Genomic DNA, 15027 nt, shown 5'->3' with positions numbered 1-15027 from the left:
AGGAGTCGAAGTGGGATATCCAGGGGGACCGGAATCTACGGGTTCGTCGAACGGCGTCACAGTCACACCGCAGGAGCTCGTCGCTGCCGGAGCCACGATCGAGGGGCTGAGCGTCTCGATCAACGCTTCCAATTCAGCAGTCCGCTCCATCGTCGAACAGACCGCCGAGGCCTGGGTCGGCAAGGCAGGCAAGTCTTTTCAGGACGTCATGGCGCAGTGGGACACCAGCGCACAGAAGATGCGCAGCGCGCTGGAACAGATCTCAGCGGACATCAAGACCAACGGCCACGGCTACTCCGACGCCGACGACGACAACGTGTCGGCCGTCAACCAGGTGGCCGGGTCCCTGAACTCGGGCCTGTCCTCCTTCAAGTAACCCCTCGTATCCGGTGACCACGAGACAAACCACACGACCGAGCTCGACCAAGGAGACTGATTCGACATGAAATACGACTTCGCGCAGATCGCGGCGTTGACCGAGGCGATGAACAAGCAGGCGAACGTGACCAAGGACCTCCTCGGGGACGTGGACAGTACTGCGAAGCGGCTCTACGAATCGTGGGAGGGCGACGCGATGACGTCCTACTACGAGCTTCAGCGCCAGTGGAATTCCGCATCCGACGAGCTCAATCTCATTCTGTCGAGTCTCGTCGCGGCTGCCCGCACCGGTGGCGAGACCATGCACGGCGTCGAGATGGCCAACAAGGCGCGAATGGCTCGCTAATTTTCTCGGCTTGCGGGCGAGACATACTGCAAAATCTGCCCCGACCGAGAAAATTCGGTCGGGGCAGATGCCGTTTCTCGGCATCCGAGCCCACCTCGGGGGTCTACTGGTGTGGTGACGGATTTCGGAGCAGCACTCGGGGCCGAGCGGTCTCGTGCCGAGCATCGACTCGAGTCCTTGCGAGACGAACTGGCGTCGGTGATCGAAGGATCGCGGTGGACCACCGACGATGACGAACACGATCCGGAAGGGTCGACGATCGCGTTCGAGCGAGCGAAGATCGCGGCACTGATAGACGACACCGAGGCTGAGATGCGAGAGATCGACGCGGCGGATTCGCGGCTCGCCGCCGGGACGTACGGTATCTGCGAAAGGTGTGGGACCGAGATCCCGGCGATCAGGCTCGAGGCACTTCCGGCCGCCCGCCGGTGCGTGCAGTGCGTGCGCCTGCGCTGAGACGTTTTTGACCTGGGGGACCACTGCCGGTATCGTCTCCCGTTGGCGTGTACGGGCTCGCCGCGTGTTCTTGTGCGCATCGAGCTCTTGTCCTCGGGTCTCAACTGGCCGCCGAGGGCATCCACTCGTCTTGGCCAGCAGCGACATCATGAAGACAGGAATTTTCTGTGTCTACTTACGCCCCGAAGGCCGGGGACACCACCCGGACGTGGCATGTGATCGACGCCACGGACGTCGTGCTCGGACGCCTCGCCGTTCAGGCCGCGACTCTGCTCCGCGGTAAGCACAAGCCCACCTACGCACCCAACGTCGACGGTGGCGACTTCGTCGTCATCATCAACGCCGAGAAGGTTGCCATCAGCGGCAACAAGCTCGACGGCAAGTTCCACCACCACCACTCCGGCCACCCGGGCGGTCTGAAGTCGCGCTCCACCCGCCAGGTGCTCGAGAACAACCCCGATCGTCTCGTGGAGAAGGCCGTTGTCGGCATGATCCCCAAGAACAAGCTCGGTAATGCCATCGCGAGCAAGCTGAAGGTCTACGCGGGCCCCAACCACCCGCATGCCGCCCAGCAGCCCGTTCCGTTCGAGATCAAGCAGGTGTCCCAGTGACGGCGCCGGAGGGAAATGACGTGACGTCGCAGGAGAACATCGAAGAGATCGCCGCCGACGAGTTCGTGGCCGTCGAAGAGCCGGAGGTGACCGCGGACATCGAGGCCGCTGCTGCCGCCCCGGCCCCGATCGTGTTCGATCGTCCGATCCAGACCGTCGGTCGCCGTAAGGAAGCCGTCGCTCGTGTGCGGATGTCGTCCGGCACCGGTGGATTCAAACTCAACGGCCGCACCCTGGAGGATTACTTCCCCAACAAGGTGCACCAGCAGCTGATCAAGGCTCCTCTCGTGCTCGTCGATCGCGCGGAGTCCTTCGACATCGTTGCCCTGCTGCACGGCGGCGGCCCGTCGGGACAGGCAGGCGCACTGCGTCTGGCCATCTCGCGTGCGCTGATCGAGCTCACCCCCGATGATCGCCCGCCGCTCAAGGCAGCCGGCTTCCTCACCCGCGACGCCCGTGCAGTGGAGCGCAAGAAGTACGGCCTGAAGAAGGCCCGTAAGGCGTCGCAGTACTCCAAGCGCTGACGCGTCTTACCCGTTCCATCCTCGAGGGCAGGCTCCATCAGTATCGGATGCCTGCCCTCGAGGCATTTCTCACGACACACTCTCCGCTCGAAGGAGTTCTTGGTTCATGGCGCGATTGTTCGGTACCGACGGGGTTCGCGGACTGGCAGGCGGGCTTCTGACCGCAGAGCTGGCGTTGCAGATCGCGAGAGCAGCGGCCTCCGTATTGGCACCGAACGTCGACGGCGGCAGACGCGTGGCACTCGTGGGTCGTGACCCGCGCGTCAGTGGAGCGATGCTGGGTGCCGCCGTGTCGGCCGGACTGACCGCCTCGGGTGTCGACGTGATCGACGTCGGAGTGCTTCCCACACCGGCGCTTGCCTACCTGACCGCCGAATACGGCGCGGCGCTCGGTGTGATGATCTCGGCATCCCACAATGCGATGCCCGACAACGGAATCAAGATCTTTGCTGCGGGCGGACACAAGCTCGACGACGACGTGGAAGACCGCATCGAAGCCGCCCTCGATCCCGACGCGCGCTCCGAGAACAACGGACCTTTGTTCGACGCGACCGGTGCTGCGATCGGTCGAATCGATGTCGCCCAGGACGCGGCCACCCGGTACATCGAGCACCTCGCTGCGTCGGTCTCGCATCGACTCGACGGTGTCCGTGTCGTTGTCGACTGCTCGCACGGTGCCGCCTCGGTCGTCGGGCCCGAGATCTACCGACGGGCCGGCGCAACGGTGGTGGCGATCAACGCGGAACCCGACGGTATCAACATCAACGACGGGTGCGGATCGACGCACCTCGAGGGGTTGCAGAAGGCCGTCGTGGAGCACGGTGCCGACCTCGGTATCGCCCACGACGGAGATGCCGACCGCTGCCTGGCCGTGGACGCATCGGGCTCCGTGGTGGACGGTGACGCGATCATGGCCGTTCTGGCCATTGCCATGCGTGACGCGAATCAGTTGACCGACAACACGTTGGTTGCCACGGTCATGAGTAATCTCGGTCTGCACATTGCGATGCGTGAAGCCGGAATCACGTTGCGCACCACGGCAGTCGGAGATCGCTACGTGCTCGAGGAACTGCGCCGTGGCGGATTCGCGCTGGGCGGCGAGCAGAGCGGTCACGTGGTGCTTCCCGCCGTCGGCACGACGGGCGACGGCATCGCGACTGCGCTGCGACTGATGGAACGGATGGCGCAGACCGGCAGCAGTCTCGCAGACCTGGCGTCGGTGATGCGTACCCTGCCGCAGGTGCTCATCAACGTGCGAGTGACGGACAAAGCGGCCGTGGCGTCGGCACCGTCGGTATCGGACGCGGTGGCCGTAGCCGAGCGCGAACTCGGCGAATCGGGCCGAGTTCTGTTGCGCCCCAGCGGTACCGAGCAGCTGGTGCGAGTGATGGTCGAGGCATCCGAGCTCGACGTCGCGACCCGGCTCGCCGAAGAGCTGGCGGGCCGGGTCGCGTCGGTCTGACGTCTCAGGCGGTGAGTTCGCGCAGCGCTGTCAACTGCGCGACGCGTCCGGCGGTGTTCTCGGCCAGCGGCGCGACGTTGAGAGTGGTGACACCTGCTTCGGCGAAGGCAGCGACCCGCTCCTTGACGTAGCTTTCCGGTCCGATGAGGTTCACTGCGCGAGCAAGCTCGTCGGGGACCGCAGCGGCCGCTTCTTCCTTCTTGCCGGCGAGATACAGATCCTGGATCTTCTCGGCCTCGGCCTCGTATCCGTAGCGCTGGGCCAGGGAGTTGTAGAAGTTCTTGCCCTTGGCACCCATGCCGCCGATGTAGAGCGCGAGATGTGGCTTGACCCAGGGCAGGTACTTTTCTGCGTCCTCGCCGATGGCCAGGGTGGGACTTGCGAACACCTGTAGTTCGCCGAGCGACGGGTCACGCTTGGCCTTGCCCGCAGCGAGCGAATCTCCCCAGACGTCGGCTGCCTTCTCGGGGAAGTAGAAGATGGGTTGCCAACCCTCGGCGATCTCGGCGGTGAGCTCGACGTTCTTGGGTCCCAGAGCGGCAATGACGACTGGAATGCGATCGCGGACAGGGTGATTGATGAGCTTGAGGGGTTTGCCCAGGCCGGTGCCCTGGTCGGCAGGCAGTGGAATCTGGTAGTGCTTGCCCTGATACTGCACCTTCTCGCGCCGCCAGACCTGGCGGCAGATCTCGATGACCTCGCGGGTTCGTGCGATCGGTGCGTCGTACTTGACGCCGTGGAAGCCTTCGACGACCTGCGGCCCGGATGCGCCGAGTCCGAGTACGAAGCGGCCCTCCGATACGTAGTCGAGACCGGCGGCGGTCATGGCGGTCAGTGACGGTGTCCTGGTGTAGATCTGGAAGATGCCGGACGCGATCTTGATCGTGCTCGTCTTGGCGGCGAGGAATCCGAGTTGACTGACGGCGTCGAACGAGTAGGCCTCGGGCACGAAGATGATGTCGAGACCTGCCTTCTCGAGCTCGGCGACCTCGGCAACCGTCTCGTTGAAACCACCGCTGTAGTTCAGCATCGTTCCGATGTGCATGGGACTCCTCGTTCGGTGAGCAGCTCGGGCAGCTACTTCAGGTACCTGTTACTGACATTTCACATCGGGACGTTACCGCTCGCTGGGGAACCGATGTGCGTCGGCGCACGTCATAGTGAGAAAGGGGCACATCGAGGGCGAGACGGGGACGTATGAGTGAGGGATTCTGGGTGGACGTGGTCCGCGTTCGCGGAGTTGCAGAAGCCTTGGCGGTATCGGCAGACGCACTCGGCAGTGCGGCGGATTCGGTGGCCGACGCGGGCTTCGGGGCGGCTGGTGCCGGACAGAACTACGGCGACCTCGGCGCTGCGTACACCCAAGCTCACCACGGCCTCGGCCGGGCCGTCGACTCGTGGAGATCCTCGGTCGAGGACGTCGCCAACGCGATCGTCACTGCCATGAACGACTACGAAGGCCAGGACGAGACGACGGCAGACGCGATCGAGTCGCCTCGATGACGTCACCTCCCGTCTCTCCGGAGCAGCACTCGTCGATAGACGAGATTCTCGATGCGAATGCGATAGGGCTGCTGCACTTCGAGCGCTTCCTGCCACTCGTCGCCCGGGTATCGAGCAGCGAAGAGTTTCCGAAGTACGAGCAAATATGTGCGCGGTACGACGAACAACGTGGCTTGAATCTCGGCGCGCTCGGCAACGATGCCGACGCGGTCGAAGCTATGTCTGCGGCACTCGGCGATCAGCTCGAGGAACACGTTCGATTGCGCCGGGTTCTCCAGATGCGATGGCACGGCGAGGCAGGCGACGCCGTGCAGATCTATCTCTCGGCCGAACAGCAGACAGCGACCGAGTTCCTGAAATCGATCGAGGACTCACACCAGACGATGTCCGCCGCCGTCGAAGTTCTTCGCGACGCAGTCACCGACAAGGCCGAACTGTTCGGAGGACTCGACATCGATGCGGTGGACGGTCGAACTGTCGACGAGATCGACGCGATCCTGCTTGCTTCGGGAATCGAATGCGTTCCGTTCGATCGAGAGTCGGTGTTTCCTCGGTTGGCGGCGGCATTCGAGGAACTGGCCGAGCGGGCTCGAAGTGCGGACGTATCGGACGAGTTCGCAGCCGAGGTGGGTGAACGCAGTAGGGAGTGGATCCACGAGGAGTTCGTCCCGAGGATGAAGACCACCTGCAAAGCTGTGCTCGACGCATGCACCTCGACGGACACCGCCGTTCGAGACAGTCTGGCGTTGCTGGTCGATGTTCTGGGCGACGTGCACGACCCGCCGTTCGGCGATCTCGACGAGCGGAGTTGGGCAATTGCACCCGGCGCAACGTCTGCCGAACCGTGGCAGGCAGCCGACGACTCGTCGGCAACGCCCCCGGCGACTGCATCTGCTCCTACGACACCGGTAGCCAGTGCGGCACAGTCGATCGCGGGTCCGGCAGTCGCAGCACCGGCAGTCGCGGCTCCGAACACCGGTCCATCCGTGGTCGCGGGAGGTACCGACTCGTCCGGTCCACGAACATCCGAAGATGGGTCCGCTGCTCGAGCCGGCGAATCCTTGGACGGACTCGTGGATCGGGTGGTCGCCGAGATCGTGGATCGCGTCGACGAAGCGTTGAGCACTGCGATCCCAGACGGCCGCAGCGCAGATGACGGCAGTGCTGATGACCGCAGTTCCGATGACCGCAATTCCGATGACCGCAGATCCAGCGACGTCACGGCTCCGTCCACTGCAGAACCGGACGGCGGATCAGTGGTGCAGGACGATCCTGCCGGCCCGCGAACGGAGTCGGTGCCATCGTCTCTGCCGGAGCAGTCGTTGCCGATCGACTCGCGCTCGCCCGCGTCCACCGACGAGCGCGGCCATCTCGAGGCCGAGCTCGACGGGCATCGCGCTCGCATCGCACTCTCAGAGGACGGTGCTGTGACGCTCCGACTCGAAACCCCGGGACTGGGGGTTCGCTCGTTCGAGTTGAGAATCGGCCCGTTCGGCCTGCCCGAGATCGTCGAGATACCCGGTGCTGCGGACAACGTGGATGCGAACCAGCCATCGATACCGGCAGCCACGCCGCCGTCGGAACCTGTGCCGCCCTCCGAACCTGTGCCGACGACCGACTCCGGTCCTGCCGAAACGACACCGACCGAGTCCGGTCCTGTCGAGCCGGCACCCGCCGATTCGGTGCCGAGCCAGGGGTCCGATCCCATGTCGACGGATGCGCAGGCGCAGTGCCTTCCGGAATCGCCCACGGACGAGACCGTCCGGCAGGATGCAGACGAGGCCGGGAATGATCCGTCAGCCGCGCAGCATCCGGTGTCGGCAGATCTCCCGCGTCCTCCGGCCGAATCACACGATTCGAGCACCGGTGCCGGCCTGAGTGAAGCGGGAACACTGTGAGCGCCGCCGGCGGGTGGCGGCGTGAGCTGCATCGAATACGCGACGAGCACCGTGACGCGATGGCGCGCGCGGCCGAGGCGCTCAGGCGGGCTCAGACCCCCACCGCAGTGTCAGGCCGACACGACTCGCACACCGTTTCCCCCGTGGATCCGGAAACGGAGCCGACTCGTGGCTCGGTGCTGCAGCCGGCTCACCTGGACCGGCGAAAGTCCGTACCCCATGTCGAGACCGAACCCGAAGACCGGCCGCGATCCTGGCTGGTCTGACATCGGGCGACGTCGAGCAGAATCAACCTCGGCCGAGCAGAGCCTTGATCGACGCGGACGCCTTCGGCTTGGGCTGTGCGTCGAGTGGCGCGTGCGGATCGACCGCTCTGGTTCCGTCGATCTCACCTGCCGATCCGGCCAGCTCCTCGTAGTCGGAGTCGCCCGTGAGGTGGAACAGCAGAAATGCGGTCAGCACGGCCCGGGTGCGCTGCTGGGTCTTGCGGTCGGAGCTGTTGATTCCCAGTGAGCGGAGCATTCGCCGGCCTTCGACGAATCCGTCTGCCGTCGAGCCGTCGATTCGGCGGAGGACGGATGGTCCGTACCAGGCCTGGGCGAGAGCCAATGAATTGTCGTTGAGCGAATCGGCGTTCGAGCTGTCGCCGACTACCAGTCCGGGCACTTCGAGGCCTGCGGCGGCGTCCTCGGACGACGGTGCCGTCGGTGCCGGGAAGAGTGCAGCGACTGCCTTGATGTCCGATCGCCGGGAGGCTGCGAGAACAGCGGTCCCGGCGCCCATCGCGTGGCCGGCTGTGGCGAGTTTCTCCGGATGCACGCTGATGTTGCCTGGACCCAGTCGCACACCGGTCATGATGTCGAGCACAGTGCCCAGGTCGGCGGCGAGTCCGCGGTGCGAGGGCACGAGGCCACGCTCGGTGTCGGGTGCCGCCACGACGATGCCCCAGGACGCCAAGTGCTTCAGTGTGTCGGTGTAGTGGCTGGGTCGGAGCATCCAGCCGTGTGCGAAGGCCACGCCGGGCAGGCCGAAGCCCTCGGCCGGGGTGTAGACGACGCCGGGTTGTCCGGCGAGGGCAAGGTTGCCTCGCAGCACCTTGTGCGGGCCACGCTTGGAGAGAGCAGATGCCAGCTTCTTCGGTTTCGCCACGAGAGATGACGCTACCGAACGCGGGCCGGTGAGGGGGACGGGGACACGTCGACCCGAGCGAATGGGTCGTGCGCGCCGTGCCGAGTACCCTGAACCACCATGTGCGGAATCGTGGGTTATGTCGGCCACCGCCCAGCTCTGGGTGTGGTGGTCGAAGCGCTTCGGCGTATGGAATATCGGGGCTACGACTCTGCGGGTATCGCAATTCTCGACGGAGCGGGAGCGACGGCAGTCGAACGCAAAGCGGGTCGGCTGGCGAATCTCGAAGCCGAATTGGACGACATCGGTACCGATACGTTCGTCGGTACCACCGGGATGGGACACACCCGGTGGGCGACGCACGGCCGTCCCACCGACCGCAACGCCCACCCCCACCGGGATGCGTCTGGCACCGTCGCGGTGGTGCACAACGGCATCATCGAGAACTTCGGTCCGCTTCGGGCCGAGTTGGAGGCTGCCGGGGTCGAGTTCTTGTCCGATACCGACACCGAGGTCGCAGTGCACCTCGTTTCGCGGGCCTACGCAGACGGTCCGACCGCGGGCAACTTCGTGGCCAGCGCGAAAGCTGTCCTGCGTCGACTCGAGGGTGCGTTCACCCTGGTGTTCACTCATTCCGATCACGCCGACACGATCGTTGCGGCACGCCGGTCCACGCCGCTGGTGTTGGGCGTGGGCGACGGCGAGATGTTCCTCGGGTCCGATGTCGCGGCGTTCATCGAGCACACGCGCGACGCCGTCGAGCTCGGCCAGGATCAGGTTGTCGTCATCACTGCAGACGGATACGACATCAGTGATTTCGAGGGCAACGAGGCGCAGGGGCGCCCGTTCCGAATCGACTGGGATCTGGCGGCCGCCGAGAAGGGTGGTCACGACTACTTCATGCTCAAGGAGATCCAGGAGCAGCCTGCCGCCGTGGCGGATACGTTGCTCGGCCACTTCGACAACGGTCGGATCGTGCTCGACGAACAGCGGTTGTCCGATCAGGAGCTGCGCGACGTCGACAAGGTGTTCGTCGTGGCCTGCGGCAGCGCATACCACTCGGGTCTGCTCGCCAAGTACGCGATCGAGCACTGGACCAGGCTGCCGGTCGAGGTGGAACTGGCCAGCGAATTCCGCTACCGCGACCCGGTCCTGGACCGATCGACCCTGGTCGTGGCCATCTCGCAGTCGGGCGAGACCGCAGACACCCTCGAAGCCGTGCGGCACGCCAAGGATCAGAAGGCGCGTGTCCTCGCCGTCTGCAACACCAATGGGTCACAGATTCCTCGTGAGGCCGACGCCGTCCTCTACACCCGGGCAGGCCCGGAGATCGGCGTCGCGTCGACCAAGGCATTCCTCGCTCAGGTGACCGCGAACTACCTGGTCGGCCTCGCTCTGGCACAGGCGCGCGGCACCAAGTACCCCGACGAGGTCGCCCGCGAATTCGCCGAACTCGAAGCCATGCCCGAGTTGGTGCAGCGAGTTCTAGAGACGGTCGAGCCGGTCCGGGCACTCGCCCGAGAGCTGTCGACCGCGACGACCATTCTCTTCCTCGGTCGTCACGTCGGGTACCCGGTTGCGCTCGAAGGCGCGCTCAAGCTCAAGGAGCTCGCGTACATGCACGCGGAAGGCTTCGCGGCGGGCGAGCTCAAGCACGGACCGATCGCTCTGATCGAGGACGGTGTCCCGGTGATCATCGTGATGCCCTCGCCCAAGGGCCGCGCGGTGCTGCACTCGAAGATGTTGAGCAACATTCGGGAGATCCAGGCGCGTGGTGCGCGGACCGTCGTCATCGCCGAGGAAGGCGACGAGGCAGTGCGGCCGTTCGCCGACAACTTGATCGAGATACCGGCCGCTTCTACGCTGTTGCAGCCGTTGCTGTCGACCATCCCACTGCAGGTGTTCGCTGCCGAGGTCGCCCAGGCGCGGGGCTACGACGTGGACAAGCCGCGCAATCTGGCCAAGTCCGTCACCGTCGAGTAGAGCCCGATCATCTGACGACCACTGCACCCTTCATCTGCGGATGGAGGGTGCAGTAGTAGCGGTAGGTGCCGGGCTCGTCGAAAGTCTGCACGTAGTCGCCGTATCCGAGCATGGGGCTGTGCAGGAGGGTCGAGGCCGTTCCGAGACCGACCACGTTGTGTCCGACGCCGCGATCGGCGAAATGCCACGCCACACTCTGGCCGACGTCGATCGTGACAGACGTAGGAGAGTAGGCCATTCCGGCCACCTGCACGGTGACGTCGGCGATCGATTCGTCCACCGTCAGCGTCGACGGGTCTTCGGTGCAGCCGGTCGCCCCGACAACGATCGGGAGCAGAACCGTGAGCGTGAACGCTGCCGTTCCACCGCCGCGAGATGTCATCTTTCGAGGCTAACCGCCTACGTCACGGTGCCTGATCGGGCGCACGTAGGCTCGAGGTTCACGCCAGCGGGTAACGAGAGGACCTCGGCATGCGCGCCTACTACACACCCGAGCAGATACGGAATGCGGAAGCGCCGCTGCTGAATTCCTTGCCGAACGGCGTTCTCATGCGTCGTGCCGCCTATGGCTTGGCCACTGTGGTGGCAGCCGAGCTCGCGGCGCGCACGGGCGGCGTCACGGGTCGGCGCGTGACGATTCTGGTGGGCACGGGTGACAACGGTGGCGACGGTCTGTGGGCCGGGGCCTATCTGCGTCGACGGGGCGTCTCGGTGTCCGCGCTGCTTCTCGATCCGGCACGTGCGCATGCCGAAGGGCTGGAGGCCCTGCGCTCGTCGGGAGGACGGGTGGTGACGCAGTGCGGACCGGCCGACGTCGTGATCGACGCCATCGTGGGGATTTCCGGTAGAGGTCCTTTGCGGCCCGACGCGGCTGCGGTCGTTGCGCAGATCACCGCACCGATCGTGTCGGTGGACGTACCCAGTGGTGTGGACGCCGAGACCGGTGCTGCGCCGGGTCCGGCGGTGACGGCCGATGTGACGGTGACTTTCGGCGCGCGCAAGCCCGTCCATGTTCTCGCCGTACCTCGTTGTGGCCGAGTCGAACTGGTCGATATCGGGCTGACGCTTCCGGCTCCGGTGATGGCGTCGTTCGAGCCGGCCGACGTCGGGAATGTCTGGCCGATCCCTACCGCCTCGGACGACAAATATTCGCAGGGCGTGGTGGGAATCCTGGCCGGCAGCGCGACATTCCCGGGTGCCGCCCTGCTCTGTGTCGGTGCGGCCGTCGCGGCCACCTCCGGAATGGTCCGCTACGTGGGAAGCGCGGGTGCAGAGGTCGTTTCGCATCATCCGGAGGTGGTCGCCGCCCCGGATCTCGACGCGGCCGGCAGAGTTCAGGCGTGGGTGGTCGGTCCAGGCTTCGGCACCGACGAGCCCTCGGCGGAGACAGTGCGCCGGGTGCTGGAATCGGATCTGCCGGTCGTCGTCGATGCGGATGCGCTGACGATCCTCGCAGGCAACGCACAGTGGGTGACCGGGCGCACCGCACCGACCCTGCTGACCCCGCACGCCGGAGAATTCGCACGCCTGACGGGGTCGGACCCGGGCCCCGACCGCGTGGGAGCGGTGCGCGATCTTGCCGCACGTTGGGGTGTGACCGTGCTGCTCAAGGGACGCGCAACGATCATCGCCGATGCCGACGGCACTACCTTCGTCAGCGACGCCGGGGGATCGGCCGCATCGACCGCCGGATCCGGCGACGTTCTCTCCGGCATCCTCGGGGCCTTGCTCGCGTCGGGAATGTCGCCCTCCACCGCGGCCGCCTGCGGGGCAAAGGTTCACGCGCTCGCCGCAGCCCGCGCGGCACATGGATCAGGCGGGGAGTTCGCGGCACCGGTGTCGGCGAGCCCGCTGTGCGCATCCATCTCGGACGCCATCCGCACCGTGCGCTCGCTCACAGACGGATCGAGATAGTTCCAGGTCCCACTCGGGGCACCGGGTGTGTCACGAGTTGTGCCACCCTGATCCGTCGTATTACCGGCTCGGATGGCACTATCGAATGTTGTGAGTATCGGCTGCGGTGACGAGAGGACCGGTTCGGGCGCGGTGGCGTCCGTCGACCTCGACGCAGTGGCCCACAACGTGCGCGTCTTGCAACAGTTCGCCGGCGACGCTGCCGTGATGGCGGTGCTCAAGGCCGACGGGTACAACCACGGTGCCATCGAGGTCGCACACGCCGCGGTGGCAGCAGGTGTGCAGGAGATCGGCGTCACCACGATCGGCGAGGCTCTCGAACTCCGCGCAGCGGGAATCCGCGTACCTGTGCTGGCATGGCTGCATCGAACGGATTCCGATTACGATGCCGCGATCACCGCACAGGTGGGGATCGGGGTGTCCACGGCAGCCCAGCTCGACGCCGTGGTGGCAGCAGCGCGCAGAGTAGGTCGCGACGCAGACCTCTCGCTCAAGATCGATACCGGGCTCAATCGCAACGGGGTCGCGGAAGCAGATCTCGATGTCGTCCTCGATGCGACGGCGGCCGCCGTCGCGGAGGGGGCCGTGCACTTGGTCGGCATGTTCTCGCACCTGGCGTGCTCCGATGAACCGGAGCACCCGGCCAACGACGCCCAAGCTCAGCGGCTTCGCGATGCAGTGAGGCGCGCCACCCGGCGCGGAACGCCTCCCGCCGTCGTACATCTGTCCAACTCGGCGGCCACGTTGAGCAGGCCCGATCTCAGTTTCGACATGGTCCGTCCGGGTATTGCTCTGTACGGTTTGTCGCCCGTGCCGCAGTTGGGAAAGTTCGGTTTGCGGCCGGTGATGACCCTGTCGGCGCAGGTGGCGAACATCAAGAAGGTGAGCAAAGGTGAATCGGTGTCGTACGGATACACCTGGACCGCTCAGACCGACACCGTGGTCGCACTCATCGCTCTCGGATATGCCGACGGCGTCGTCCGCAGTCTCAGTGGGCGGTTCGACGTGACGATCGCAGGTCGGCGTTTCCCTTCGGTGGGACGAGTGTGCATGGACCAATTCGTCGTCGACCTCGGCGGCGACGGCTCGGGTGTCGCGGTAGGCGACGAGGCGTTACTCTTCGGGCCAGGGGACAGGGGAGAGTCGCACGCCCAGGATTGGGCAGATGCGCTCGACACAATCAGCTACGAGGTCGTCACCGGCATTCGTGGACGTGTTCGACGACAGTTCGTCGGCGCGCGCTCAGGGGAGGCGACGGAATAGATCATGCTCGGATTGCTGGAGAGTATTGCAATTGTGGTGCGCGAGACGGCGTTCCGATCGAACAAGGACCCGCTGGCCACCGAAAATCTCGATCTCATGGACGCGGACCGCGGCAGCATCGTCACCGCGGACGACGGTGTGCCACTGGCGGTGCGCGAAGTCGGCCCGACCGATGCCGAGCTGACCGTGATCTTCGTGCACGGCTACTGTCTGCGTACGTCGTCCTGGCATTTCCAACGTCGTGCACTCGAACAGCAATGGGGTTCGACGGTCCGCATGGTCTTCTACGACCAGCGCGGCCACGGTCGCTCGGGCGTGCCGAGCCCGGAGAGCTGCACGATCGGCCAGCTGGGCCTCGATCTGGACGCGGTGATTCGCTCGGTCGTGCCCAAAGGACGCATCGTCCTGGTCGGTCACTCGATGGGCGGTATGTCGATCCTGTCCATGGCACGGCAACGGTCGGATGTGCTGCGCCAGCGAGTCATAGGCGCGGTGCTGATCTCGACGACCGCTGCCGGTCTCGCGCAATCCGGGGTCGGTCGTAGTCTGCAGAACCCGGCGGTCGACGCGTTTCGCCTCGCGGTCCGCACCTCGCCCGGCTTCGTGCAGTTCGGCCGTGGTGCCGTGCGCGCACTCATCTCACCGATATTGCGTGCGGCGTCCTACGGAACCAGGGTTTCCCCGCGTTTGGTGGCATTCTCTCAGTCGATGATCGACGACACCTCGGTTGTCACGATCGTCAATTTCCTCGAAACACTCGAGTTGCACGACGAGTCCGAGGCTCTCGTGGAATTCGAGAACATTCCGGTATCGGTGGTGTGTGGCGACGAGGACTGGATCATCCCGTTCGCCAGTTCCGAGGCGCTGGCGCAGGCCCTGCCGCGTTCGGAGACGGTGCGCGTCCGACAGGGCGGTCATCTGGTTCAGCTCGAATTTCCGGAACAGGTCAACGGCGCGATTCTGCGCCTCGTGGCGCGGGCGTCGGAAGCCGCGGGCAAGAAGCGGCGGTGGGGCGTTGTCTGATGTGCTGTTGACACTGCCGGTGGATGCCGAGTTGGCCACTGCTGCAGACACTGCCGAGTTCGGCGCACGGTTGGCGAACGTTCTGGTTGCCGGTGATCTGGTGATTCTCGACGGTCCGTTGGGTGCGGGGAAGACCGCGATGACCAAAGGTATTGCCGCCGGTCTCGGCGTGCAGGGGCGGGTGACGTCACCGACCTTCGTCATTGCCCGTGAGCATCGGCCCGGGCCGCGGCCGCATGGTTTACCGCCGGTTGCGCTCGTGCACGTCGATGCCTACCGGCTCGGGATGACCGGACAATCGGCACTCGACGAACTCGATGCTCTGGACCTGGACACCGACCTCACCGATGCGGTGGTCGTGGTCGAGTGGGGCGAGGGTTTGGTCGAAAAACTGACGGACGGACACATCTCGGTTCGGTTGACGCGCGATCCGGAGTCGGATGTTCGACGCGTGACGGTGAGGCGCGTGACCACCCCGCCGGCTCCGGCTGAAGTTCGCTGATCGGGTACCGGGTGCGCGGCCGAATCTCCGTCGACG

At 65.5% G+C, this 15027-nt stretch carries 17 protein-coding genes; 14 read left to right on the top strand and 3 right to left on the bottom strand.

Translation table 11 applies throughout. The annotated features are described in order from the left end of the window. Positions 1–10 precede the first annotated feature (10 nt). From CH294_RS00790 to glmM, 6 genes are all read left to right on the top strand, one after another. Positions 11–376 (top strand): WXG100 family type VII secretion target, encoded by a 366-nt coding sequence (locus CH294_RS00790; RefSeq protein WP_032376662.1) that lies wholly within the window; start codon positions 11–13, stop codon positions 374–376. 66 nt (positions 377–442) lie between these two features. Further along, positions 443–724: a WXG100 family type VII secretion target gene (locus CH294_RS00785; protein ID WP_032376663.1), complete on the top strand. Its 282-nt coding sequence runs from the start codon at positions 443–445 to the stop codon at positions 722–724. 114 nt (positions 725–838) lie between these two features. After that, complete coding sequence (locus tag CH294_RS00780) at positions 839–1180, top strand: TraR/DksA C4-type zinc finger protein (RefSeq protein ID WP_094608113.1); 342 nt, start codon at positions 839–841, stop codon at positions 1178–1180. A 167-nt stretch (positions 1181–1347) separates the two neighbouring features. Continuing rightward, the gene (gene rplM, locus CH294_RS00775; protein WP_027496344.1) at positions 1348–1791 is read left to right on the top strand and encodes a 50S ribosomal protein L13; all 444 of its coding nucleotides are present in this window, start codon (positions 1348–1350) and stop codon (positions 1789–1791) included. After that, positions 1788–2315 (top strand): 30S ribosomal protein S9, encoded by a 528-nt coding sequence (rpsI, locus tag CH294_RS00770; protein WP_032376665.1) that lies wholly within the window; start codon positions 1788–1790, stop codon positions 2313–2315. The genes rplM and rpsI overlap by 4 nt, the downstream gene beginning before the upstream one ends. A 106-nt stretch (positions 2316–2421) precedes the next feature. Next, positions 2422–3777, top strand: a complete 1356-nt coding sequence (gene glmM / locus CH294_RS00765; RefSeq protein WP_094736724.1) for a phosphoglucosamine mutase — start codon at positions 2422–2424, stop codon at positions 3775–3777. 4 nt (positions 3778–3781) lie between these two features. On the opposite strand, the gene CH294_RS00760 is transcribed toward glmM, so the two are convergent. Continuing rightward, the gene (locus tag CH294_RS00760; RefSeq protein ID WP_032404679.1) at positions 3782–4822 is read right to left on the bottom strand and encodes an LLM class F420-dependent oxidoreductase; all 1041 of its coding nucleotides are present in this window, start codon (positions 4820–4822) and stop codon (positions 3782–3784) included. A gap of 152 nt (positions 4823–4974) precedes the next feature. Between CH294_RS00760 and CH294_RS00755 the strand changes: the two genes are divergently transcribed. Genes CH294_RS00755 through CH294_RS00740 form a run of 3 tightly spaced genes read left to right on the top strand, consistent with a single transcriptional unit; the run spans position 4975 to position 7444 of the window. Beyond that, positions 4975–5280 (top strand): type VII secretion target, encoded by a 306-nt coding sequence (locus CH294_RS00755; RefSeq protein WP_037147840.1) that lies wholly within the window; start codon positions 4975–4977, stop codon positions 5278–5280. Continuing rightward, complete coding sequence (locus tag CH294_RS00745) at positions 5277–7178, top strand: hypothetical protein (protein ID WP_141216426.1); 1902 nt, start codon at positions 5277–5279, stop codon at positions 7176–7178. The genes CH294_RS00755 and CH294_RS00745 overlap by 4 nt, the downstream gene beginning before the upstream one ends. Continuing rightward, the gene (locus tag CH294_RS00740; protein WP_094608064.1) at positions 7175–7444 is read left to right on the top strand and encodes a hypothetical protein; all 270 of its coding nucleotides are present in this window, start codon (positions 7175–7177) and stop codon (positions 7442–7444) included. Before CH294_RS00745 ends, CH294_RS00740 begins: the two co-directional genes overlap by 4 nt. A 22-nt stretch (positions 7445–7466) precedes the next feature. Here CH294_RS00740 and CH294_RS00735 read toward each other — a convergent pair whose 3' ends face one another. Then, on the bottom strand, positions 7467–8327 hold the full coding sequence (locus CH294_RS00735; RefSeq protein ID WP_032404683.1) for an alpha/beta hydrolase: 861 nt from the start codon (positions 8325–8327) through the stop codon (positions 7467–7469). A gap of 99 nt (positions 8328–8426) precedes the next feature. Here CH294_RS00735 and glmS point away from each other — a divergent pair, with 99 nt between their 5' ends. Then, positions 8427–10289: a glutamine--fructose-6-phosphate transaminase (isomerizing) gene (gene glmS / locus CH294_RS00730; RefSeq protein WP_032404684.1), complete on the top strand. Its 1863-nt coding sequence runs from the start codon at positions 8427–8429 to the stop codon at positions 10287–10289. A gap of 7 nt (positions 10290–10296) precedes the next feature. On the opposite strand, the gene CH294_RS00725 is transcribed toward glmS, so the two are convergent. Then, on the bottom strand, positions 10297–10671 hold the full coding sequence (locus CH294_RS00725) for a plastocyanin/azurin family copper-binding protein (RefSeq protein ID WP_052057961.1): 375 nt from the start codon (positions 10669–10671) through the stop codon (positions 10297–10299). An 89-nt stretch (positions 10672–10760) separates the two neighbouring features. On the opposite strand from CH294_RS00725, the gene CH294_RS00720 reads away from it, so the two are divergent. The 4 genes from CH294_RS00720 to tsaE all read left to right on the top strand — a co-directional run bounded on the left by CH294_RS00720 (position 10761) and on the right by tsaE (position 14991). Next, a complete protein-coding gene (locus CH294_RS00720; RefSeq protein WP_032404685.1) occupies positions 10761–12203 on the top strand; it encodes a bifunctional ADP-dependent NAD(P)H-hydrate dehydratase/NAD(P)H-hydrate epimerase in 1443 nt (480 codons plus the stop codon). A gap of 90 nt (positions 12204–12293) precedes the next feature. Then, positions 12294–13466, top strand: a complete 1173-nt coding sequence (gene alr / locus CH294_RS00715; RefSeq protein ID WP_249304964.1) for an alanine racemase — start codon at positions 12294–12296, stop codon at positions 13464–13466. 3 nt (positions 13467–13469) lie between these two features. After that, the gene (locus CH294_RS00710; RefSeq protein ID WP_032404686.1) at positions 13470–14489 is read left to right on the top strand and encodes an alpha/beta hydrolase; all 1020 of its coding nucleotides are present in this window, start codon (positions 13470–13472) and stop codon (positions 14487–14489) included. Between the two features lie 13 nt (positions 14490–14502). Then, positions 14503–14991, top strand: a complete 489-nt coding sequence (gene tsaE, locus CH294_RS00705; protein ID WP_230592616.1) for a tRNA (adenosine(37)-N6)-threonylcarbamoyltransferase complex ATPase subunit type 1 TsaE — start codon at positions 14503–14505, stop codon at positions 14989–14991. The last annotated feature ends 36 nt before the right edge of the window (positions 14992–15027 follow it).

This window comes from Rhodococcus sp. 14-2483-1-1 (genome assembly GCF_002259335.1).
Taxonomy (GTDB): Bacteria; Actinomycetota; Actinomycetes; order Mycobacteriales; family Mycobacteriaceae; genus Rhodococcoides.
The sequence above is the reverse complement of the archived record's forward strand: the minus strand, read 5'-3'. Positions and strand labels throughout refer to the sequence as shown.